The sequence below is a fragment of the Aureliella helgolandensis genome, assembly GCF_007752135.1.
Lineage (GTDB): Bacteria > Planctomycetota > Planctomycetia > Pirellulales > Pirellulaceae > Aureliella > Aureliella helgolandensis.
In genome coordinates this window covers 4,240,230-4,262,938 of record NZ_CP036298.1, presented here as the reverse complement: position 1 = coordinate 4,262,938, position 22,709 = coordinate 4,240,230, and the positions used below count along the sequence as shown (strand labels likewise).

The 22,709-nt window shown below is 54.6% G+C and carries 15 protein-coding genes; 11 read left to right on the top strand and 4 right to left on the bottom strand.

The window, feature by feature from the left end; all coding sequences use genetic code 11:
* Positions 1-518 precede the first annotated feature (518 nt).
* From Q31a_RS15110 to Q31a_RS15100, 3 genes are all read left to right on the top strand, one after another.
* Complete coding sequence (locus Q31a_RS15110; RefSeq protein WP_197355297.1) at positions 519-5,870, top strand: Ig-like domain-containing protein; 5,352 nt, start codon at positions 519-521, stop codon at positions 5,868-5,870.
* A gap of 264 nt (positions 5,871-6,134) precedes the next feature.
* A complete protein-coding gene (locus Q31a_RS15105; protein WP_145079413.1) occupies positions 6,135-6,590 on the top strand; it encodes a DUF4198 domain-containing protein in 456 nt (151 codons plus the stop codon).
* A 26-nt stretch (positions 6,591-6,616) separates the two neighbouring features.
* A complete protein-coding gene (locus Q31a_RS15100) occupies positions 6,617-7,708 on the top strand; it encodes a DUF1559 family PulG-like putative transporter (protein WP_145079410.1) in 1,092 nt (363 codons plus the stop codon).
* Positions 7,709-8,515: 807 nt separating this feature from the next.
* Here Q31a_RS15100 and Q31a_RS15095 read toward each other — a convergent pair.
* Positions 8,516-9,295, bottom strand: a complete 780-nt coding sequence (locus Q31a_RS15095; protein ID WP_145079407.1) for a dienelactone hydrolase family protein — start codon at positions 9,293-9,295, stop codon at positions 8,516-8,518.
* Between the two features lie 335 nt (positions 9,296-9,630).
* Between Q31a_RS15095 and Q31a_RS15090 the strand changes: the two genes are divergently transcribed.
* A complete protein-coding gene (locus tag Q31a_RS15090) occupies positions 9,631-10,851 on the top strand; it encodes a peptidase M42 (RefSeq protein WP_145079404.1) in 1,221 nt (406 codons plus the stop codon).
* Between the two features lie 240 nt (positions 10,852-11,091).
* Here the strand turns inward: Q31a_RS15090 and Q31a_RS15085 are convergent, their stop codons facing one another.
* Positions 11,092-12,576, bottom strand: a complete 1,485-nt coding sequence (locus tag Q31a_RS15085) for a TonB-dependent receptor (protein ID WP_315851667.1) — start codon at positions 12,574-12,576, stop codon at positions 11,092-11,094.
* Between the two features lie 251 nt (positions 12,577-12,827).
* Positions 12,828-13,742, bottom strand: coding sequence for a dihydrodipicolinate synthase family protein (locus Q31a_RS15080; RefSeq protein ID WP_145079401.1), 915 nt, complete (start codon positions 13,740-13,742; stop codon positions 12,828-12,830).
* Between the two features lie 557 nt (positions 13,743-14,299).
* Here Q31a_RS15080 and Q31a_RS15075 point away from each other — a divergent pair.
* The 7 genes from Q31a_RS15075 (at position 14,300) to Q31a_RS15045 (ending at position 20,999) form a co-directional block, all read left to right on the top strand.
* Positions 14,300-15,475: an iron-containing alcohol dehydrogenase gene (locus Q31a_RS15075; protein WP_145079398.1), complete on the top strand. Its 1,176-nt coding sequence runs from the start codon at positions 14,300-14,302 to the stop codon at positions 15,473-15,475.
* 32 nt (positions 15,476-15,507) lie between these two features.
* The gene (locus Q31a_RS15070; protein ID WP_197355296.1) at positions 15,508-16,698 is read left to right on the top strand and encodes an outer membrane protein assembly factor BamB family protein; all 1,191 of its coding nucleotides are present in this window, start codon (positions 15,508-15,510) and stop codon (positions 16,696-16,698) included.
* A gap of 32 nt (positions 16,699-16,730) precedes the next feature.
* A complete protein-coding gene (locus tag Q31a_RS15065) occupies positions 16,731-18,035 on the top strand; it encodes a coproporphyrinogen-III oxidase family protein (protein ID WP_145079391.1) in 1,305 nt (434 codons plus the stop codon).
* Positions 18,032-18,502, top strand: coding sequence for a glycine cleavage system protein H (locus Q31a_RS15060; protein ID WP_145079388.1), 471 nt, complete (start codon positions 18,032-18,034; stop codon positions 18,500-18,502). The genes Q31a_RS15065 and Q31a_RS15060 overlap by 4 nt, the downstream gene beginning before the upstream one ends.
* Positions 18,495-19,592 carry an ATP-binding protein gene (locus Q31a_RS15055; RefSeq protein ID WP_145079384.1) on the top strand — a complete coding sequence of 366 codons (1,098 nt, stop codon included), beginning with the start codon at positions 18,495-18,497 and terminating at the stop codon, positions 19,590-19,592. Before Q31a_RS15060 ends, Q31a_RS15055 begins: the two co-directional genes overlap by 8 nt.
* A gap of 282 nt (positions 19,593-19,874) precedes the next feature.
* Positions 19,875-20,099, top strand: a complete 225-nt coding sequence (locus Q31a_RS15050; protein ID WP_197355295.1) for an acyl carrier protein — start codon at positions 19,875-19,877, stop codon at positions 20,097-20,099.
* A 75-nt stretch (positions 20,100-20,174) separates the two neighbouring features.
* A complete protein-coding gene (locus tag Q31a_RS15045) occupies positions 20,175-20,999 on the top strand; it encodes an enoyl-ACP reductase FabI (RefSeq protein ID WP_145079377.1) in 825 nt (274 codons plus the stop codon).
* A 343-nt stretch (positions 21,000-21,342) separates the two neighbouring features.
* Here Q31a_RS15045 and Q31a_RS15040 read toward each other — a convergent pair whose 3' ends face one another.
* Positions 21,343-22,494, bottom strand: a complete 1,152-nt coding sequence (locus tag Q31a_RS15040) for a GNAT family N-acetyltransferase (RefSeq protein ID WP_145079374.1) — start codon at positions 22,492-22,494, stop codon at positions 21,343-21,345.
* Between the last annotated feature and the right edge of the window lie 215 nt (positions 22,495-22,709).

Below are 22,709 nucleotides of genomic sequence, written 5' to 3'. Positions count from 1 at the left end.
CCTAACGTCGGCTCCACTCGGCGGAATCGGGCAACAGCCCATGGTTTGTAAGGGACAGCAACGTTGCGACCTTGCGAGCGATGGGATGCGAAGTTGACATTCCTAAAAATTGTACGACGCCCGAGAAGCTTGCCTGCGCGGCAGAGGAAGGATTTTACCGATTTCATATGATCTTAACGGTACGTTAGCTCCAGCCAATATTTCACCAGCTCAACCTCAATTGCAGATCGCGGCCAGGATGTGAACGGTTGTAGAGCCAAACAGGCCAGGGCTTGAAGGCAGACAACACACGTGAATCAGCCTTAGCGCATTGTTAACACATTCTTCTCGCGAATCCAGTGGAATGTTGCGTGCTACTTACAAACAATCTTACGCAGTCGTCGCAATCGAAATGTTTGCGACATCTATTGCCCCGTTCATGGATCCAAACTGGTTCCATAAGTTCGTCCCATCTATTTTGACGCATTTATTTTGCATACATGGGACGTGGTATTTTCTTTGCTACCTGGAGTACTGCAATGAGTTTTCGTCGGTTCGATGCGTTCTTGCCCTTGTCGCTATCTTCTCAGTTGCGATCGCCTTTGAGAAAGCGAAAGCTCTCGCGAAACCGCCGACGAAACTTGGTCCGCAAGCAGCTAGTCGAACAACTGGAAGCACGCGAGCTAATGGCGTTAGACATTCTAAGCGTGAGTCCGGCCAATGAGGCAATGTTTGTTGCGGTTGAGAGCAATCTAGTATTCAACTTTAGCGATGCAGTCGTCAAAGGACAGGGGAATATCCATGTTGTCGATCAGAGCACAGGAGTCTTGGGGATTGCGTTGGATGTGAATTCTCCCGCCGTGTCGATTGCTGGTGCCGAGGTTACGGTTGATCTTCCCGAAAACCTTTTGAAGGACGCAGTCTACGAAATCTACATCGATTCCGGTGCGTTCATCGATACTTCGACCACTGAAACCCAAGACGCTACACTCTTGGTCCAGGACTTCGATTTCCTACCGCTAGGACCGTTTGAGTTTGAGAATGGAGGAGATGGCACTGATTTCACCTTAGATCCACCACTTGGCTTCAGCGTGGACAACAGCAATATGCCCGGTGGTGGCGTGCCGGAATGGAGCGGATGGAGTTTCGCGGATCGAGATGCTTGGGCTCAAGTCGACGATCAAAATCGCAGTTCCTTTACACTTGCCAACAACACCATCGCCATTGCCGATACCGATGAATGGGCCGACACCACGCCTCGTGATGACGGCAGCTTCAATAGTTTGCTTCAGTCCAAGACGATTCAGTTGGATGGCGTGGCAGCTAGCTCCGTCGTTGTTGAGTTTGATTCGAGCTTCCGTCCCGAGAATAGCCAGGTCGGCGTGTTGGAAGTTCGTTATGACGGAGGGGATTGGACCAATCTGCTCACGCTAGATCCGAGCAACACCTCCAATGCTGGCAACGCAAGCAACCTCAACGAACACCGGTCGATCGAGGTGGATAATCCGACCAGTGGAGAGATGGAGTTTCGCTGGGGGGTGGTCGGTGCGAACGACTGGTGGTGGGGAATCGATAATTTGCACGTCACGGGTGATATCACCGGAGTGCCGTTCGCTGGAGTCGATTCTCCTGCGGTGTGGAGCTTTGCAACCGAAGAATCTCCCAAGCTCAAACTGTCCATTGATCCTGCGGAGATGAACGAGAATGGCGGATCCGCTTTGGGAACGGTCTCTCGCAACGGCCCACCTACGGAAGATATGGTCGTCACGCTCGTTAGCAATGACACATCGGAAGCGACGGTCCCAGCTACAGTCACCATTCTGGCTGGTCAGACATCAGCAACTTTTCCAATCACCGCCGTTGATGATGCGTTGAGCGATCGCATTCAAATTGCTGCGATTACCGCGAGTAGCGTAACGCACGCCGCTGCAACCGCCGAGATCAACGTACTGGATGACGAAGGTCCGAAGATTGTCACATTGACTCCAGCTGACGATGCGACCGATGTCGACTACCAAAGCAATCTCTCCATTGCGTTCGACGTTGATATCAAGAAGGGAAATGGTCTCGTCAATCTAGTACGCACTAGCGACAACGTCCTGATCGCAAGCATCGATATCAATTCTCCCCTAGTCACGATCAGTGGTTCGACAATGACCATTGATCCACCGCTCAACCTCGATGGTTTGACCGGATACTACTTGAGGATCGACGATGGAGCGTTGCTCGATACTTCGACCACTTCGACGCCAAACGCAACTCTACTTACTCAAGACTTTGATTTACTGAATCTGAATGCCTTTAGTCATCAGACGGGCGGCGATGGTACCGATGTTACGCACACGCCTCCCACTGGGTTTGCCGTAGACAACAGTGGCATTACCGGCGGCGCGAACTCGGATTGGTATGGCTGGAGCTTTGCGGACAAAGAGTCCTGGTTGGCCACGAACAGCAGCCAGGGACGTGCTGAATTCGAGTTCGGCAGCGGCAATGTGGCCGTAGCAGATCCTGGGGTTTGGTACAATTCCACGAATGATGCAGTTTCCTTCAATAGCTACCTCAGCACGAATCCCATCGATCTGTCAGGAGTTGACGCCGGATCGGTTGCAATCGAATTTGACTCGAGCTTCGTAGGCGCACTTCCGCAAATTGGAACGTTGGAAGTTTCTTACAACGGCGGAGGATCTTGGACGGAAATCATGGCCTTTGATGCAGATGGCCGCAATGCACACATCCGCATCGACAGCTCCACCGCAGTCAACACATCCCAGGGAGGTGGCACCCTTCGCAACAAGCTGCTCAATCCCGCATCAGGTGAAATGATCTTCCGCTTTGGTGTGGAAAACGCGGGCAACCACCGCTGGTGGGCGATTGACAATATCAAAATCAGCGGTGGCGTGACCGGAGTGCCCTTCCAAGGCATTGCCACCCCAACGGACTGGAACTTCACAACAGCAGTCGCTCCCACAATTACCTTGAGCACGGACAAGCCCACTGTCTCTGAGGGCGGTGGAACGATTACCGGGACCGTCACGAGAAACCGTGATACCGTGGGGGATCTAGTGGTCACACTGACCAGCAGCAACACTGCTGAAGCCACGGTCCCCGCAACGGTAACCATCCCGGATGGGGCTGCATCGGTCGACTTCGTTGTCACAGGGGTGGACGATGCCATCCGTGACTTTGACAAGCTCGTAACGCTCTCTGCGACCGCCACCGACTACTTCTCGGAGTCCACCACGGTTCTAGTCACCGACGACGACTTCCCTAAGCCGATCACCTTCTCGCCAGCGGACGACTCCCTGGCGGTCCCCGTTGATTCCGATCTGGTCATCGAGTTTGACGAAGCGGTCAAAAAGGGGAACGGCTTTGTGCATGTCCTCCGTGCCTCGGACAACAAAGTTGGTTTCAGTATTGATATTCAATCTTCCGCCGTGACCGTTGCAGGTTCAACCGTAACCATTAATCCGACTAATGATCTTATTGGGGACACCGACTATTATGTCTCCTTCGATAATGGAGCCATTCTGAATTTGGCGACATCCCTCAGTGTCGGAACAACACTCCTGAAGCAAGATTTCGAATTGCTTCCACTTGGACCGCACGTATTTGAAACCGATGGCATCTCGCCGGAGGGTACCGATTTCACGCTCACTCCTCCAACGGGCTACAGCGTTGACAACTCCAACATGTCTCCTGGTGGAGTTCCCGAGTGGAGTGGCTGGAGTTTTGCACGCAAGGAATTTTGGGTTGAGGCGGCACAGCAGAATCGCGATGACTTCACGCTCGGCCAAGGGACCATCGCCATCGCCGACGCGGATGAGTTCGATGACTTCTCTTCACTCAATCGGCAGTTCAACAGCCTGTTCCTTTCCAGTCCTATTGATCTGACCCATGTTGCAGCTGGCACCGTACAACTCGAATTTGATTCCAGCTTCTTACCAGAAGGCAGCCAAACTGGGATTATCGACGTGACTTACGATGGAGGAACCACTTGGGAGAACTTGAAAACAATCGTCACTGAGGGGCTGATCAATGAACATCTCACCATCCCCGTAACGAATCCAGCATCTGGAGAAATGCAATTTCGCTTTGGGCTCACAGGGCTTAACAACTGGTGGTGGGCTATCGACAACATCCACGTCACTGGGGCTGTCAGCGGTGTTGCCTTCCCTGGCATTGCAAACTCGGACTCCACAACAACCGATGCTACGACATGGAACTTCACCACTGCCGCCGCACCTGGCTTGTCGGTGAGTGTCGACAGTTCAGCGATCTCGGAAAGCGGCGGTACTGCCGTCGGTACGGTTACTAGAAACACGGACACTACCGCCGCCCTGGTAGTAACGCTCAGTTCTACGGATGCTGCTTCGGTTGGGATTCCAACTTCCGTGGTCATCCCAGCCGGCCAAGCCTCTACGACTTTTGCGATCGCTGCCATCGACGACAGCTTGGCAGACGGGTTAAAGCAGGTGACGATTTCCGCGTCCGCCTTAGGACTTCTGGATGGCGCGACGTCCATCTCGATTAACGACAACGAAGTCGGCGACATTGTGATTTCTGAAATCATGTACAATCCCAATGGTGGTGAGCCACAGACCGAATGGGTCGAGCTGTACAACCGTGGAACGACCACGATCGACCTCGGTGGATGGACGTTGGACGATGAGGATGGAACCGACTGGGGCAAAATCGCTGAGGGCATCCAGCTGGCACCTGGCCAAGTCGGTGTCCTGTACAACAACTTCTTCGATACGATCTCAGATACTGACTTTAGAACTTCCTGGAGCGTTCCCACGGAGGCCATTGTCGCTGGAATCTTCTGGGGCGATTTAGCCAACGATCCAACCACCACCGGCGAGGTCAATGAAGTGCTGACGCTGATCGATGCCGGAGGTGAACCGGTAGAAGTGGTCAACTACGGGAACGATGGTACGCAATGGCCACAAATTTTCGATGGTCCGAGCATCTATCTGGCACAGCTGACCGGAGATAGCCAGTTGGGCACCAATTGGATGAAGTCGGTGGTGGACACCAACGACGCAATCCATCCCTCAGGAGACATCTATGATGCAGCCGACATCGGCTCGCCAGGACGTGTCAGCGTCACGACTGACACGGATGCTCCTGCAATCTCTGCGGTCTATGCTGCCGCCGATACCTGGACGACCGATTTCATCGACGCCGTCGATGGCGGAGGAACCGGCGCGGGCAACGGTTTGGGCGTTGCAGTCGTGGCTGGTGGAGCAACACTCCCCTGGAATACCGTCAACCGATTGTATCTCCAGTTCAGTGAGAACGTGATCCAGCTTGACGCGACGTCGCTAGAGATTCGTGATAGCGATGGCACATTGCCCTTCACGTTCAGCTACGATGCGAACACGCACATCGCCACCATCGATATGGAAGCAGCCTTCAGCTATTCAAAGCTCCGTCTTGCCGTAGCGGATTCCGTGACTGACGCATCGGGCAACGCGCTAGACGGCGACGCCTCCGGGACTGCTGGTGGTCTATTCGAAATGCGTTTCGACGTACTACCTGGAGACGGGGATGGGGACGGTCGTACCACACCGGCCGATCTGAACGTTCTCATCGGCTCCCTCAACCGGCGCGCTGGCCAGGACGGCTACAACCCGTTTGCGGACTGGGATACCGACAGCCGTGGAACTCCGACGGATCTAAGCGTCCTGATTCAATTCTTGAATCGACAGATCTCTACGCTCGCCGAGCCTGCTGCGGCTTTCCCCGCGGCTGCAGCTCTGGCAGTCAGTGCTGAGGGAGAACAAGCTGACTCGGATGAATTGGATCAGCTGGATGCCTTTTTTGCCACCCTTGGTGACGCGCAAGAGAAAAACACTACCTCGAAACTGCTTCCGTTGGGTAGCCGCTAGACGAGAACTGTGTGTTACACCGCAAGCGGGTTTGTTGCCCCACGCCCGCTGGTGGCCGCGCCTTTCAAAACCCCCAGGCTAACGTTTGGGGGAGACCGGGAGTTATGGCAAGTTGCCTGCCATTCTTTTTCGGCGAACCGCAGCGGTTTTCTTCGCGCCGAATTCACATCTTTGGCAGGATCGTGGAGGTCCGTTTGGTGATACTAACGGCGTAACAAATCACTTACCACTTCTTCTGCAATTTCTCGCACAAGGACTCTCGGAATGTCGGAGCGTTTTAGAATCTTCACCCTGTGTTTTACAGCGTGCCTAGCACTGGCCAGCGGTTGCGGCAAGCCTCCGATGCAATCAGTTCAGGGCAACGTGGTGTTAGATGGAAAGCCGATCGAAAATTGCAAAGTCGGATTCTTTCCCGATACCGAGCAATTCAATGCGGATCGCCATGGATTTGGGTTTGGTGTAACGGATAGTGAAGGCAATTTCACGATCCAACACCCACAGGGCGAACAGGGGATCTGGGCTGGCAAGTATAAGGTGACCTTCGTCGCGTGGGTCACCAAGGCTGGTAAGCCCCTGAGCATCGACATCAAGCCCAGTGAGGTGGATGGCGGGGTTCGAAATCTGTTCCCTCAAATCTACGAGGCGCCCAGTACGACCAAAGAGAAAGTCACGGTTACCCGCGGCGAAAATATTTTCAATTTCGATATTCAAACTCTCTAATTTAAGCAGGATTAAGGTAAGCAATCATGAGACGTCGTTCACAAAGCAGTGGCTTCACACTGGTCGAACTACTGGTAGTCATCGCCATCATTGGAATCTTGGTAGGACTGCTGTTGCCTGCGGTTCAAGCTGCTCGCGAAGCGGCCCGCAGAATGCAGTGCCAGAACAATGTCAAACAGCTAGTTTTGGCTAGTCATAACTTTCACGATACCTACAAGGGCTTCCCGATGGCGGCGGAATTTGGCGTGGGTACCGCTTGGGGCGCTCTCATCCTCCCCTACATCGAACAAGGCAATGCCTACAACCAGATGGTTTTTCAAGAAGATTCTGAAGGCAATTACCAGTGGGCAGCCGGGCTGCCTGGTATCCCTGGAGATGCAGCCTTCAGCAATCCTTCGTACAAATTCTTCAAGAATATCTACGTCTGTGAAACGAAGATGCCCGCATTTCGCTGTCCATCTTCCTCATTTCCAGAGAACGTTGCTGATATCTCCGGGGACAACTGGATCGTACAACGCCGTGCTCCATCCAACTACCTGGGATGTGTCTCTGGCGTGTTGACCGACGACCGACGTCCCCAGAATGTGTCCGCTCCCTGGGGAGGCTCCGGTACCGTCGAGGTGATTAGCGATCTAGACGGAGTCTTTATCCAAAAAGTCAACCATCAACGTATCAAACGCAACGGCGCCAGCTACGGATTGATCGGTTCAAAAATTGGCTCCATTACCGATGGGACGTCGAACACCATTGCTATTGGTGAGGCCGAATCGGACATTCAGGTTGTCCCTGACATGGGAGTGGTTCGCGAAAACAACAGTCCGATGATGGGGCGGAAAGACCATTGGTCCATCGGCAGCGACGATATTGACACGACGAATCAAGGCGATATGTCCGAATGCTTAGGGTCGACCGGAGTTCGGATGAATGCCAAGCCCGTTCCGCCAGGGTCTCCAGAGTTTGCCGCCTACGAACTCAGCTTTGGAAGTCGGCATGTCGGCGGCGCTAGCTTTGGATTGGCTGACGGTTCCGTACGCTACCTCTCCGAGAGTATCGATGCCACAATTTACAGTAGCCTTGGCACCAGAAACGGTGGCGAAGTAGCGCAACTCGACCAGTAGTCGCCTTCCTGAACTGCTCAGTCCACCCCCTCCGACTGGATCGTCAACTTCTTTCCAGTCGGATCCGATTCATTGCAGGACTTCAGAACAATCGTGCGTCCTCGGGTATTTAGCAACGTTGACGGACCAATTCGTTCGGCTCAAAAAGCCGAACGCCATTCCAAGCATCGCCCACAACCTCTCTGATAGTCCGACACAGCATTGGGCGCTACGCCGAGTGGTACGTATTCTCCGTTTGACGTTCGCCTTAGCAGGTGCGTCTTCCGATCAAGCGACGACCGCCTGCAGGTGTCTGCACGCACACTTCCGCCGTCATCCGAATTAGGAATGGCGAGTGCGAAACATGCGAAAGGGAAGAGGTTGAACCGCTGCACGCTGCGTTTTAGTTTTCGCTTATTTGGCGTATTTCGCGGTCGTTCCCCAGCACGCTGCCAAGCACAGTAACAGTGCTTGTGCATGGGAGACATCAAAGGCCGCTGGCCACGGAGACGAAGTGTTGCAACCGCGAAAGATGCGAAACACGCGAAAGGGAAGGGGGTGAACCACTGCACGCTGCGTTTTAGTTTCGCTTATTTAGCGTATTTCGCGGTCGTTCCCCTGCAAGCTGCCAAGCACAGTAACAGTGCTTGTGCATGGGAGACATCAAAGGCCGCAGGCCACGGAGACGAAGTGTTGCAACTGCGAAAGATGCGAAACACGGCAGCGGGAAAGGTTGCACGGTGCGTCTAAGTTTTCGCGCGACTAACGCCGCGGCAATAGGCAGAGTGCGACCACCGAATGCGAATCGCGCGCGCAGCGCTAGGCTGACTATTCAAACAGCTCACTGAAAAATGAACGCATGGCGCGCCAAGATCTTTGGTCCGAGCTCTTATTGTAGGCGGCACCTTTGGAATTGTCGTTTCCAGCCATCGGCTGCGTGAAGGAGTGGACGGTTCCGGAGTATTCAATCAGCTGCCAATCGACATCCGCTGCATTGAATTCTGCTCGCAACGCCTCAACGCCCTCGGCCGGTACAAACGGGTCATCGGCACCATGGCACATCAAAACCTTTGCCTTGACGTTCTTGCCAGCTTGAGGATCAGGCGAATCGAGGCCACCATGGAAGCTTACGACTCCCTGGATGTCGGCACCGCTACGGGCTAACTCCAACACTCCTGTACCACCAAAACAGTAGCCAATCGCCGCAATCTTGGCAGGTGCCACGCCCGCTTGAGCTTGCAATTGCTCCAGTCCTAGATTGAGTCGTCGACGATAGAGCGCCCGGTCCGATTTGTATTTTCCCGAGAATTGCGCCGCTTCCTGGGGATCGGCGGGCCGCACGCCCTTGCCGTAAATATCCAGCGCGAAAGCTACATATCCCAGCTTGGCAAGCTGCTGGCAGCGAGTTTGCTCGTAGTCGGTCAGCCCCATCCACTGGTGTACCACCAGAATCCCAGGTGCCGGTTGAGACGCTTGATTGTCGTCCCAGGCAACAAAGCCTTGCAATGCGACTTCGCCGTCGGTGTAGTCTACCCATTTGGTCTGGATGTCTGCCAGCGCAGGAACGCAACTCAGCAAACTCAACAACAATGAACACGCAAAACGCATGGTACTAAATCCTAACTGATCGGAAAGAAAGGCGGGGGAAGAACTCCTGTAAGGCTTGTGGTGAGCAATTTTACCTCAAATGATCGCACGCGACACCTAGCCCGCACGGTCCAAGCCGGTATCCGAGGTTCTTGCCCTCATAGTATCCCCGGTTAAACTGTGGCTGCTTCGCAAGGAGTTTTGCGAGTCGAGGGCAGTCGCTACTTCGCCTCCCTTGTCAGGCACAGGTCTGCGCGATCACTCCCGCAGTTACTGTCCTCTCTTTTCCGATCAAATTGTTCCACGTTCTGGAGACTTGCCCGTTGACTGCAGATGCATTGCCTTGGAAAACCACCATGTCCGACGCGAGATTCGCGTTGATGAAGAAGATCCTGTCTGCTCCAAGTCCCATTGGGCTCGAGGCCTCCATGACGCGAGGTGTGTTGGAGCCGCATCTACGTTCACTGATGCTGCCCAATTGGAAGATCCACACGTTCAAAGGCAACGCTGGAATCGTGTTGGATACCGCTCCCGAACGGCCAGATGCGTTTTCTGTGATGGTGATTGGACACGCCGATAAGATTCGGATGCAAGTACGCAGCATCGGCGAGGACGGAAAAATCTGGGTCAACTCCGACTCGATGCTTCCCACGACGTTGTTGGGACACAAAGTGCAATTGTTCAGTGAGAATCCCCAGGAACTCGGCAGTTGGCGGATCTTGCGGGGAGGCACCATCGAAGCCATTGGCGCCATTCATTTCGCCGATGCGCAAGTTCGCTCGGGCGAAAAGGGGATTAAGGCAGACATGCTCTACTTGGAACTGCATATTCACGGCGAGGACAAGAAGGGACAGGTTGAAGCCCTAGGAATTCGGCCCGGTGATCCCATTATTTTCGACCGTCCCATCGAGGCAGGATTTTCTCCCGATACGTTCTCAGGCGCCTACCTCGACAACGGCTTGGGCTGCTTCGTGACCGCAGAGATCGCCAGATTGATCGCCGAGTCCAAGGGGCTGAAGAACGTCCGCTTCTTGGGGGCGATGGCTTCGCACGAGGAAATCGGTCGATTTGGCAGCCGTGTGCTGACGGAACAATTTCGGCCTGATGTCACCATCGCAGTCGACGTCGCGCATGATTTTGTCGCTGCGCCGGGCATCAGCGACCGACGCTATGAGCCTCTAGAGATGGGCAAGGGCTTTACGCTCACTCACGGAGCGGTTTGCAGTGCCAGCCTCAATTCGATGATTACCGCTGTAGCCGCCGAGAACAAGATCCCAGTCCAACATGAGTTGGCAGGACGCGATACGGGAACCGACGCCATGGCCGCAGTGCTAGCTGCTGTAGATTCGGCTGCTGCGTCGATCGGGATTCCGATTCGCAACATGCACACCATCTCGGAATCGGGGCACACCGGCGATGTCGATACCGCCATCCATGGCCTCTACCAACTCCTGGTGAAGATGGACAGCATGCATGCAGGAAAAGGCGTCACACGCTTGGATTTGCAGGATGGCCATCCTCGCTTGGATAACTCGAGCGCACTTACCCATCAACCGGCGGCGGATACTGCCAAGTAAACCGAACGGCTAGGCGAGATTCCTACAGTACTTGCAGCGCTCTCTGCCTTGAAATTCAATTGGCTTACTAGTTCCCAGGCAACGCCTGGGAACCAGTGGTAGGGTGCTGGTGCATTTCGCCCAATGGACGACTTGAGCACACGGCCGCTTCCACAGTCCTGCGAATCGCAGTTCCACGAGACACTCGGTAGCTGCCCTATTCTCCCGATTGAAATAGGGGCGTATGGGGCAAGCCGTTTGTTAGACCGGCACCGATGAACTCATGATCGGAATTGCATTGAGTGGAACAGGCAATGTGCTGACCTTCGTTTGAGTGCCTTTGGCCGACCGTCGATAGCCGAAGAACGCTCGCTCTTCAATCACGGCAGCAACTCCTGCAGGCACGTGTTCACGCCAAGAATCGTCACCGGTCTGGATCAATCTCAAGACTTCGCGCGAGAAAGTCCCCAAGTGCGCCGGGTTGTGATTATCGAGTTGTTCAATGCAACCCTTATCGACCAAATATCGATAGAGCTTTCTCAGCTCCGGCGCTACCTCTAAATTGTCGACTGTCGTCAACTCCCCCGTATCTCGGTTGAGCAGCGGATAGATGTACAGCTTTAAATCGTTCTTAAAGAGTCGCCCGAAGGACTCGAGGATTCCTCCATCCAGAGTTGTATAGTACTTTTCGTCAAACAACTCACAAAGGCTTGCCGCTCCCATGGTGATGCCAATCTTCTTCTTGGTGTGACGCGCCAAGTAAGCCGCGAGTCGATAGTATTCAAAATAGTTGGAGATTAAGACGGTCATCCCGCTAGCCGCCAACACGTCCACTCGGGCCAGGAAGTCACGAAGATCGATATCTCCGTTGGCTTGCAAATTACGCATGGTGATCTCTGCCAACGAAACCACTTCATCGGCTTCCACATCTGCTTCCGCATGGAATCTTTCCTGAGCCGCGCGCAACATGTCCACATTGACGTGGGTTAGCGGACGGAAGCTCCCACGCTCGACTAAAATCGGCTTCTTGTAAAGGACTTCCGAGGGTTGCAGCACTTCGCCGTCAGCGGAAAACATGGCCGCATTGCTCAATCCCAATTGCACCAAACGCAGGCTCATCACGCGATTATCGACATGACGGAAGGCGATTCCCGAGAATTCGATCATATCGATCTCAATTCTGCGGGTGCTGAGATTGTCGAGGAGCGATTCGACCAATTGATCGGGCTCGTGGTTCAGAAAAAATGCACCGTAGAGCAAGTTCACTCCGACGATGCCGAGTGCTTCTTGCTGCAACGCGTTCTCGGTGTCCAGCATGCGGACATGCATGATGATCTGACTGTCTTGATCGCGAGGGTGCGCTTGAAATCGGATACCGATCCAGCCGTGACATTCGTTGGTGCCATGGAAGTTGCGGGCGGAAACCGTGTCGGCAAACGCGAAGAAGGATGTCGTATCGCCACGACTCTCGCGCAGGCGTTGCAAATTGAGCGAATGCTCGTGCTCCAGCATATCCTCTAGGCGCTTACGGCAAACGTAGCGCTCACATTCACCATAGATCGCGTCGCTTACCGACATGTCATAGGCGGACATGCTCTTCGCGATCGTACCGGCAGCGGCGCCAACGCGGAAGAACCATCGAACCACTTCTTGGCCAGCCCCAATCTCCGCAAAAGATCCGTAACGGCGAGGGTCAAGGTTAATAGCCAACGCTTTGCGTTCGGTGGTTGGTCGTTCTGTATTGATGCCAAGATTCATGCCAAGTGTTTCCTAAGTAACCCACAGATTCAATTCTAGGATGAATTTATGGGTTATCCTTAGCGACTCGGCATGAAAAATTGATTGCAATCCGTCGAGTTTATGGCTGGGCGAATTGCCTGGGCGATAGAATCGACACAACCGCGCCACCGGCGTGTACAAGTGCCCCAGGCGGCCAGTCAGTCACCCAACTGTGCTGGGGCCCCCAGCACGTTGACTTCTGCCAGGTCCGCAGAGGGCTAGGCTGTTAGCATCCGTAGTTGCTCTGCAGCATTGGCAACCAAGGTTGTTTGCGCTGGGTCGATTTCGCTGAGGAGTGGAAACATTGGACCGGTTTCTGCGATACCGGCCAGTTCCACAGCGCGGTGAAGAACGCGGATTGGATTAATGCCATTACGGAGGTTTTCCAACCCAGTGAATTGTTGGCGAATCGTTTCAGCAGTGTCAAAGTCTTGACTCTGAATCGCTCGCATCATCTTCATGGACAGAGCTGGGTTGACACAGACGCATCCACTCGTGAAGTTTGCGATTTCGAAGTCGCGCATGTGAATGATGGCAGGTTGCTCGCCAATGCCACTGACCACGATGTTGCTAGGCACTTCGGCCAGCACATCCCGCAAGTAGTTGTCGTTGCTAGTATCCTCTCGTACGACGGCATATTTGATCCATGAGATAATGCCGTTGCGGTGCATTTTTCCTACTAAATCCGCTGGCAGCCATTGGTCATGCTTGAGGTACAAGACGATGGGTTTACCGTAGGCATCGACAAACCGACGGATGCCGTTGGCAATTCCGTTGGCATCGGCGATTTCACGCTGAGGCAAAACCATAACGGTCGGGAAATCGAAATCCTTCAAGACTTCAGCTTGGTCCATCATCGTCCCGTAGGTCGGCCCAACGGCAGGCACGATGAGAGTGTCCTGGGAGGCGATCTCGACCAAGGTCTGCAGTACTTGCTCGTACTCGCTGAGACGAACGTGGTAGAACACGGCGTTACCTCCGTACAGCAGCGTATTGACCCCGCCCCCTTCGATAAACTGCGCAATTTTGCGATTTTCGGCCAAATTTACGCGGAGCTTTGCATCTCGAGCCAGGGGAGGTACGGCAATAACGCTTTCCGCAAGACGAGCGGGAGTGATCGAACGAGTGTCCATTGGGGGTGGCTTCTTCGTTGTGAAGTTTCGAAGGGGGCGATTCTGGATCACCATGATCCAGGTTGATCAAATATCGGGTTACCGCTACGGTGTCAAAATTCTAATTGCCTTTGACCGCTCGAGAAAGCCGTTCTAACTTCCAGCACAACTTTTGGATTGTGGCGGGGTTCAACTCCAACGGCGCCAGTTTTTGCTAGAATAGCCCCTTCGACGGAACGCATACGAATGGCCTGCTCTTCCTCAGAGCTCCAAGTTTGCTGTGGAACTGCTCTGCAGCAAGGTAGCACATTCCCACCTTGGCCAGAAACTTTGTACGGTGCGGCAAGTTAAATACCCTTTACCCATTCCGCCTGACTACCACAGCACAACCGGCAGGTGGGTGCCAGCGGGCGAATAATGAAATAGGACCACAACGCCCCGAGGGTGGTGCGACCACTCTCGGAAATTGGGCTACGACAACAACAGCTCGCAGCCCCAATTCCGCAGCTAACCGAAGTGCGGCACAATTGACCACCGCACATTGCTTAACTTTGTGAAAAGTGAGATCGTCAGAACGCATGGATAGTATTGACTTTAAACACCGCACGCGTTTGGTTTTCGAGGCTGGGGGGCTTTCGCGCCTGGGACAATTGAGCCGCGAGTTAGGAGCCAGTCGCGTCTTGGTGGTGAGTGATCCAGGTGTGGTCGCCGCCGGGCACTTCCAACGCGGCCTAGATGCCTTGACGGCGCAGCATATTGAAGTCCATTCTTTTCAGGGCGTCCATGAAAATCCATCCACCGAGGATGTTGCCGCGTGCTTGCAAGTTGCCAAGGAATTTACCCCGGATCTGTTGATCGGTCTGGGGGGCGGCAGCTCAATGGATTGTGCGAAAGGCATGAACTTTCTGTATTCCTGTGGCGGGCAAATGGAGGACTATTGGGGCGTTGGCAAAGCCACTTCGGAAATGTTGCCCATGATTGCCGTCCCCACAACCGCAGGAACTGGTAGCGAAGCACAATCCTTCGCACTGATCAGTCAAGCTGAGACGCACGTCAAAATGGCCTGCGGAGATCCACGGGCCGCTTGCAGTGTAGCCTTGCTCGACCCGGAATTGACTCTCACTCAGCCTGCTAGAGTCACCGCGCTCACTGGGATTGATGCGGTTTCCCATGCGTTGGAATCCTACGTGACGCAGCGGCGAAATCCCCTGAGCGTGGGCTACAGTCGGCAAGCATGGCAATTGCTCAGTTCGGGATTGCCCGATGTCTTAAGCAAGCCACAAGACATTGAAGCTCGCGGAAAGGTCCAGTTAGGAGCCTTTTTCGCGGGTTTAGCCATTGAAACTAGTATGTTGGGAGCCGCTCACGCCCTCGCGAATCCATTGACGGCTCGATTTGGTATCACTCATGGGCAGGCTGTGGGCATGATGTTACCACAAGTGATTCGCTTTAACGGCGAGGTTGTGGGAGCATGGTACGAGGAGTTGTGGCGCGATGTGGCGCACACGCCGTTGGCACGCAACTGCAAATCGTCCTCGGGCAGCGAGTCGCTGGCCCGCTTCGTACATTCGCTGGTTGCACTCGCTGGCCTGGAGACTGAATTATCACGGGTGGGAGTCGACGAAATGGCGATCGAGCAATTGTCGGAGGACGCGACCCGTCAATGGACTGGCACCTTCAACCCGCGTCCATTGAATCAAGCCGATTTTCAGGAGCTGTACCGACGAACCTTTGCCTTCAGAGAAGCTTGTTAAGCGAATTCCGCACTTCCGCATGGAACCCTTGGATGCCGAAAGGTAGAAACGTGTATCGAACAGCAGCAGCCAGAGCATGCTTGGGCAGGCTCGCTTGGATGGCTTGCCTATCCCTCATGTGCATTGTTTCCGCTCGCGCCGCCGACTGGCCTATGGGACGGGGCAACGTTGCCGGAACCGGCGCTACCGACGAACCGCTACCCGACTCATTGGAGTTGCTATGGGAAGTCGAGTTGAAGGGGCTGGGGTTTGACGCAGGCCCCATTATCGCCGGGGGAGTGGTGTACGCCGCAGACCATGATGGTCGTATCTTCGCGTTGCAGCTCGCGACCGGTAAGGAACTCTGGCGCCGCGAACTGGAAACCGGATTTGTCGCTTCTCCTGCCATCGACGGCGATACGCTCTACGTCGGTGACTACGAAGGAAATTTGCACGCCCTCGACGCCCAGACCGGAAAAGAGAAGTGGGTCTTCACCGCCGGCTTGGAGATTGATGCGAGTCCCAATTTCTACGGAGATCTTGTGCTCCTCACCTCCCAAGATGGAATCCTTTACGGTCTCTCCAAGGCCAATGGCCAATTGAAGTGGAAGTACGAAACGGGAGATCAATTGCAATGTGGCCCAACATTGGCTGGAAAACAGACGTTCCTGGGGGGGTGTGACGCGAACCTGCATGTGATCGATGTGGAGACGGGGCAAGTCACCGGCGAGCCGATTCCCATCGACGCCCCCACCGGTAGCACTCCTTCGGTCTTGGATCTAGACTCAAGGGACGCCGCAGGCAACCCGCAGCAGTTGGTGCTGGTACCGACCTACGCAGGAGAGATCTTTGCATTTCCGGCTGGCCAACGCACTCCGCGGTGGCGGTTCAAAGATGAAAAGTTGGCCGATGAATTTAAGAACTCGGTAGCCGTTGCGGAGGGGTTGATCGTCGCCACAAGTCGCAATAAGCGTGTTTTCGCGTTATCTGCAGACTCGGGGAAAGTAAAATGGACAGCCGTGTTGCGCAAGCGTTCCGATGCATCCCCGGTGATCGCTGGGCAGAGCGTGGTCGTAGCAGCCGCAGATGGGCGCATTTTGCGCTACGATCTGCGAACAGGCAAAGAACTTTGGATGTTTGAAGTCAAAGGTAGTTTTATTGGTTCACCAGCCGTCGCAGATGGTAGATTGGTCGTTGCGAATGATCGCGGCACCCTATTCTGTTTCGGAGAGAAGAAGAAGTAGAACTCTCTCACTCGAGGAACATTAGTACAGTTATGACGACAGAAGCCACAAAAACCGAAGTCGGTAGCTATTTCATTTCGAACTACCCGCCCTACTCGCGCTGGAAGCCCGAGTTCTTGCCTGAAGTCGAAAAGGCGATGGCGGCCCCTCCCGGCCCAGTTCCGTTGGGGCTGTATTTGCACATTCCGTTTTGCCGAAAAAGATGCAAGTTTTGCTACTTCAAAGTCTTTACCGGTAAGAAGGCCGATGAGATCGAGACGTACGTTGAGGCGCTGTGCAAAGAGATCGAATTGGTCAGCCAACAGCCTGTCATGGGCGAGCGGCCCTTTCGATTCGTCTACTTCGGGGGGGGCACTCCGAGCTTCCTGTCTCCCAAACAGTTGACCAGCTTGGTCGATCGACTGCGCGCTAATATCAGCTGGGACAAAGCGGAAGAAGTTACCTTTGAGTGCGAACCTGGCACTCTCAGTGAGACAAAGATCAAAACGCTCAAGGAGCTGGGGGTTACCCGCCTAAGCTTGGGGATCGAAAACTTCAATGACAAGCTGCTCGAAGAAAACGGCCGCGCACACCTCTCGAAGGAAGTTTTCCGCGCTTGGGAGTGGATCGCGGCAGCGAATTTCCCGAACGTCAACATCGACCTCATCTCTGGCATGGTGGGGGAAACCTGGGATAACTGGAAGATGAACGTCGCTAAGACGCTCGAACTCTCCCCCGAGAGTGTGACCATCTACCAGATGGAACTCCCCTTCAACACGGTTTACTCGGAGGGAATGCTCAAAGAGTCCCAGGAATCGCCGGTGGCCGATTGGCCGACCAAACGCGAATGGGTTAAGTACGCTTTCGAAGCATTTGCCGAAGCGGGGTACACGCAGAGCTCTGCCTACACGATGATCAAGGATCCCAATAAGGTCAGCTTTAGCTACCGAGATAATCTGTGGAAGGGTTCCGATCTGCTGGCGACTGGCATCGCATCCTTTGGGCACATTTCGGGGGTCCACTATCAGAATCTTCCCGAATGGAAGCAGTATATCGGCGCGATCGAAGAGGGCCGGCTCCCATTGGGACGAGCCTATACCCCCACACCGAAGCAGGCACTCATTCGCGAATTGATCCTGCTGCTCAAGCGCGGTTACCTCGAAATTGACTATTTTGTCAATAAATTCGGGGTAGATGTGTGGGAAGAGTATCGCGAAGCATGGCAGGAATACGAAACGGCGGGCTATGTCAGCCGCGATGGGAATCGCATTGAATTGTCCATCGAAGGGTTGCTCCGCGCCGACGCGCTGTTGCCGGTATTCTTCGAAGCGGACAATCAAGGGGTACGTTATACATGAGCGCCGAGTTGGTGTTCATGATGGGGGACTTTGAAGCTCGCTTCCCCACCGACCGCAGATACGCCAAGAACCACATGTGGGCCGCGCCGCTCCGCGACGGTATTTGGCGTCTGGGGCTGACCGCCTACGCTGTCCGATTGCTGCAAGACGTCTACTTTCTGGATTTGGTTCTGGAAGCGGAGATGCGAATCGGTGAGCGACAAGAAATTGGCTCGATCGAAAGTAAGAAAGCTGAGAGCAGCCTCTACACTCCAGTTGCCGGGACCGTCGTCCAAACGAACGCGGATTTGCTGCACGATCCCACTGGCATCAATTTGGATAAGTACGGGCAGGGTTGGATGTACGAGATTGCAGCCGACGCGGAATCGGCTGCCTCACGACTGCTGTCCCCGGAAGACTACCTAGAACACTTAACTGCGGCCTGGGAAGTTGCCCAACGCACGATCAAAGGACAAGCCAATGCCTAGCGGCAACTTGACAGTAGTAATCTCGGCAGGGCAAAGCCGCAATCCAGAGAAGCGTTCACTCGAGAACGGCTTGACGGAGCTTGCCGGGCAATTGCCCGGGGTTAAGGTTCTGCGCATTCCGCATCTCTACGACTTACCTAAAGAGAGTCAAACCTACGCCACGCTGAAGAACCTCGACTCCGATTTGGTCGTGCTCTGCTGGCTCTACGACCGCGCCACTCATTGGATCCTGGATCGCAATGGAGTGCGTGGCCAAGTCGGCACCGTCGAACTGCGTTTGGCTGGCGAGGAGGAAGAGCAAGACTTAGGCATCGAGTCGAGCGAAAGCGAACCGCGAGTCATCGATGACCAGCCGCGGCCGCAGCGAGCTATCTATTGTTTGGATTTCCGAGCTAGCAGCCAGATCCCTGAATACTTGGCAGAGATCCGCCGCATCCAGGAAGAACTAGTGACGGCCGCCAGTGAGACCTCCCAGGCTCCACAGCATCTGTCGCTCGAACAGTTTCAGCGGTTTGCGGCCCCCGAGAACAACTCGTACGTGGGACACAAGCCGGACGCGGAGGCCGATGCATCTGCCCCTCTGGCCACGCTCTTTGGAACCTCGAGTGTCGTCACGATTGAGGAACATCCCACGCGACGCTGGTATCCCGTCATCGACTTCAGCCGCTGTACCAACTGCATGGAATGCATCGATTTCTGCCTCTTCGGAGTCTACGGAGTCGATTCCGCCGAAACGATTGTGGTGGAACAGGCCGACAATTGTCGCAAGGGTTGCCCGGCATGCAGTCGTGTCTGCCCTCAAAACGCAATTATCTTTCCCCAGCATAAGACTCCCGCTATTGCAGGTGCTCCGGTCGACGCCAGCGGGCTCAAGATCGACTTGTCGAAACTCTTTGGCGCGCCGGAAGCGGACGAAGATGCGGAAGCGGTTGCCGCTCGCGAGAGGGATGAGCAACTTATATTGGCAGGTCGCCAACCCGTAGGGGCTTCATCAGGGATTTCAGAACGCCTTGCGCAAAACCCCCAAAATCAAAGTCAACCTGACGAACTGGACGATCTGATTAATCAGCTGGATTCGCTCGATCTTTAGCCCCTCGGCGTCCTACCCGCCTAGCCCGTTGCGTGGTGTTTAGCCTAAAATCTTAAGCTTCAACGTCTCGCCCTTGAAAGCTTCCCCTAAAAAGCTTCAAGCAGCATAGCCGCAGCAACTCTTGCTTCAGTCCTGGAGGACCGTTGTAAGAACAGGTGAGACGGCCCCCAATTTTCCATGCTGGCAGGACTACTTGGAGCTCAGGTTTCGCATCCCCAAATGCGAGCACTGCTACTAGGTGGTAAAGTCACCAATCCTATACGTAGAAGAGGTTCACATCCTGTGGATTCCATTGAAGATAAACTGCGCGAACGGCTCGCTGAAAAATTCGGTGGTTCGCCTCAATTGACCGACGGTCTGGCGTTTTTGGGTGTCGACTCCATCGGCATGGCTGAATTGACAGTCGAGCTTGAGAAAGAGTTTAACATTCAGATTCAGGACGACATCGTCGACGTCGAAACGGTCCAGGAGTTGGCGGACTACATCCGGGCTCGCGGTGCCACCTAGCCGATATCGAACTCGGTAGGTCTCACTGTTTGGACCAACCTACAACTAATTCTCGTCTTAATTGAAAGTAAATGCATGACTTTGTTCGCTGGTAAGAAGGGTTTGATACTTGGGGTCGCCAACGAAAACTCGATCGCCTGGGCGATTGCGCAACAGATTTTAGAACAAGGCGGTGAGTGTGGTTTTACGCACTTGCCCGATCGAGAGGATGACGAACGCAAAAAGAATCGTCGCCGAGTCAGCAAGTTGACCGACAATTACGAGAACGCCAAATTCCTGGTGCCACTCGATGTGCAAAACGATGAGAACATACGCGAAGTGATGGCGACCGCTGGCAAAGAGTTTGGACAGATCGATTTCCTGCTCCACTCCATCGCCTTCGCCGATCGCGACGACTTGTCCCGCGATACCATTGAGACCAGCCGCGACGGTTTCAAATTGGCCATGGACGTGAGCGTGTACAGTTTAATGGCTGTCTGCAACGCGGCCCAAGACATTCTCGCGCCTAAGGCGTCTATTGCCGCCATGACCTATTTCGGCGGCGAAAAGTGTGTGCCGGGCTACAACGTGATGGGGATTTGCAAAGCGGCCCTCGAAGCAGCCATGCGTTATCTAGCCTACGATTTAGGGCCTAAGGGAATTCGAGTCAATGCGCTCAGCGCCGGGCCGTTGCGCACTCTGGCCGGTCGCGCCGCAGGGGTTGACGATATGCTCAAGCTCTACGAATACATGGCTCCACTGGGACGCAATGTCTCTCACGAAGAAGTGGGGAAGACTGGGGCGTTCCTGCTGAGCCCGATGAGCGATGGCATTACAGGCGAAATCTTGCATGTAGACGGCGGCTACAACATGATGGGCAGCCCCGGACGACTGCTCGATCGCATGGAATCCAAGAGCTAGTTTCCAATTTGCTTCACCATGCTTGGCTTGCCGCACACGTGGGTGCGCTGTTCGGATTCAACATCAGCAGCACTAGCGTTCCGGCGAGATAGGCACTGCACCTTTCGCCGGTCGCTACTGTAGCTCGCCTTGTGCTGGCTTCTGAATGGACGTTTCTGAATGGGCTCAGTGTCACCTTGAAAGCCCCAGATGGTTTGCAACCTGAATGTTGCTGGAGCCGGTTCGAAAGAAACCGCTTTAGCGACTTGGACTAGTCCGCGCCCCGGCCAACCCACCCAGCGCAGTTGCCTACTAGTACCTTCGACTGGCAACACTGGCAACTGACGTGCGTTTAATGGTTTCCCTACTCGGCTTGTTCCCGCTTGGGAAAGCTGGGCGCAGGGGGCGTGTCGAGGTTGGCGGGATCGGACAATGCCAACGCATTGCGTCGTAAGCGACTCCCCAGCATCCAAGCCCCGTAGCGCAAGCGTGGCAAGATTCGTGGAGCCACCACGCGGATTCGCACGCATTCCGAGGGAACGGCTCCCAAGCGATCCTTGTAGACTTCATTGCCTCTCAGGAAGTCTACAAACTGGAATTGGCGATGCTGCATCTCACGTAGCAAGAGTGCGTTGAGCATCGTTCCGTAGCGTTGGGTTGGAAAGTTCGGATCGCGACCTGTTTGATACACATAATTCCCCTGCGCGCCGTGCAACAGCAGCGAACTGGCTACGGGAGTCTGGTCAGCGACCAGTGTGGCGATGGAACATTGCCGTTTTGCGTGAAGAGCTTGACACGCTGCCTTAGTGAATTTCGAGAATCGGCTGGATGCAAAGCACCCCTCCTTGCCCGCTTGCTCCCAGCGCTGTTGATGCAAATCTTGGAGCGTTTCAAAGGCTTGTGCAAACTCCGTCGGAGAGTCGCTCCACGTTAGTTTCAACGCCTCGCTACCGTCAAACTGCTTGAGCAAGCTGCGCGTTTGACGGCGCATCGACTTGCACATCCGCCCGACCACTTGATCCCAATCCCCTTGCAGGTCAACCCGCCAGGTACTCTCCAGTTGCTTGGTATCTAAGGAATAGCCAGCTGTCTGCAGATTCTTCACAACCTGTCCTAGAACGGGATCATGTGTCCCCACTCCTTCGAACTCGCAGATCCCCCATCCCCCGTCACCACTGCTGTCGATCAATGCTTGAGAGATTGCAGCGGCGACTGGTGTTTCATATCCGGGCACGCATAGAATCGACTGAAAGTCGGAGCAAGCTTCGCCACTGCCGAGGAAGCGAAGCGTTCGCCCCATGCCCCAGCTATCCCGGAAATAGAGCGGTGCTAAGCCGAGCAATTGCCCACTTGGCGAACAGACGGTGAGTGTGTTCAACGTAGCCACCGGAGAGCTGTAGGCATCCCACCAATTCAGCAGCCACTCAGGCGACTGCAGCGGCGTTTGGGCTAACCTTCGCCACTGTTCGGTATATTCCGCAAGTTCGACTGTTCGGCAAACGATTTCAGCATTCATGCGGGACGGTCGTTGGAAGTATCAAAAGGAACGAATGGACGGCGAGGTTGTTTGGAGTATGCGGACATCATCTTCCGCGACGCAATTCGCATTAATGGATCGGTGATCGGTTTCACCGGCTTTGTTTGCAAGCTCTAACTTGGCAATCGCCGCAGCACCTCGGGTGCCAAATCTAGCGCGACGCAGCCTGGTTGCGCCAGTCGCATGGCTTGTGC

Excerpts from the sequence above, each read along its gene's own strand:
- Q31a_RS15070 (WP_197355296.1), top strand. The coding sequence starts at position 15,508 with ATGCCGAAAGGTAGAAACGTGTATCGAACAGCAGCAGCCAGAGCATGC.
- Q31a_RS15075 (WP_145079398.1), top strand. The coding sequence starts at position 14,300 with ATGGATAGTATTGACTTTAAACACCGCACGCGTTTGGTTTTCGAGGCT.
- Q31a_RS15110 (WP_197355297.1), top strand. The coding sequence starts at position 519 with ATGAGTTTTCGTCGGTTCGATGCGTTCTTGCCCTTGTCGCTATCTTCT.
- Q31a_RS15055 (WP_145079384.1), top strand. The coding sequence starts at position 18,495 with ATGCCTAGCGGCAACTTGACAGTAGTAATCTCGGCAGGGCAAAGCCGC.
- Q31a_RS15060 (WP_145079388.1), top strand. The coding sequence starts at position 18,032 with ATGAGCGCCGAGTTGGTGTTCATGATGGGGGACTTTGAAGCTCGCTTC.
- Q31a_RS15095 (WP_145079407.1), bottom strand. The coding sequence starts at position 9,295 with ATGCGTTTTGCGTGTTCATTGTTGTTGAGTTTGCTGAGTTGCGTTCCT.
- Q31a_RS15065 (WP_145079391.1), top strand. The coding sequence starts at position 16,731 with ATGACGACAGAAGCCACAAAAACCGAAGTCGGTAGCTATTTCATTTCG.
- Q31a_RS15090 (WP_145079404.1), top strand. The coding sequence starts at position 9,631 with ATGTCCGACGCGAGATTCGCGTTGATGAAGAAGATCCTGTCTGCTCCA.
- Q31a_RS15100 (WP_145079410.1), top strand. The coding sequence starts at position 6,617 with ATGAGACGTCGTTCACAAAGCAGTGGCTTCACACTGGTCGAACTACTG.
- Q31a_RS15045 (WP_145079377.1), top strand. The coding sequence starts at position 20,175 with ATGACTTTGTTCGCTGGTAAGAAGGGTTTGATACTTGGGGTCGCCAAC.
- Q31a_RS15080 (WP_145079401.1), bottom strand. The coding sequence starts at position 13,742 with ATGGACACTCGTTCGATCACTCCCGCTCGTCTTGCGGAAAGCGTTATT.
- Q31a_RS15040 (WP_145079374.1), bottom strand. The coding sequence starts at position 22,494 with ATGAATGCTGAAATCGTTTGCCGAACAGTCGAACTTGCGGAATATACC.
- Q31a_RS15105 (WP_145079413.1), top strand. The coding sequence starts at position 6,135 with ATGTCGGAGCGTTTTAGAATCTTCACCCTGTGTTTTACAGCGTGCCTA.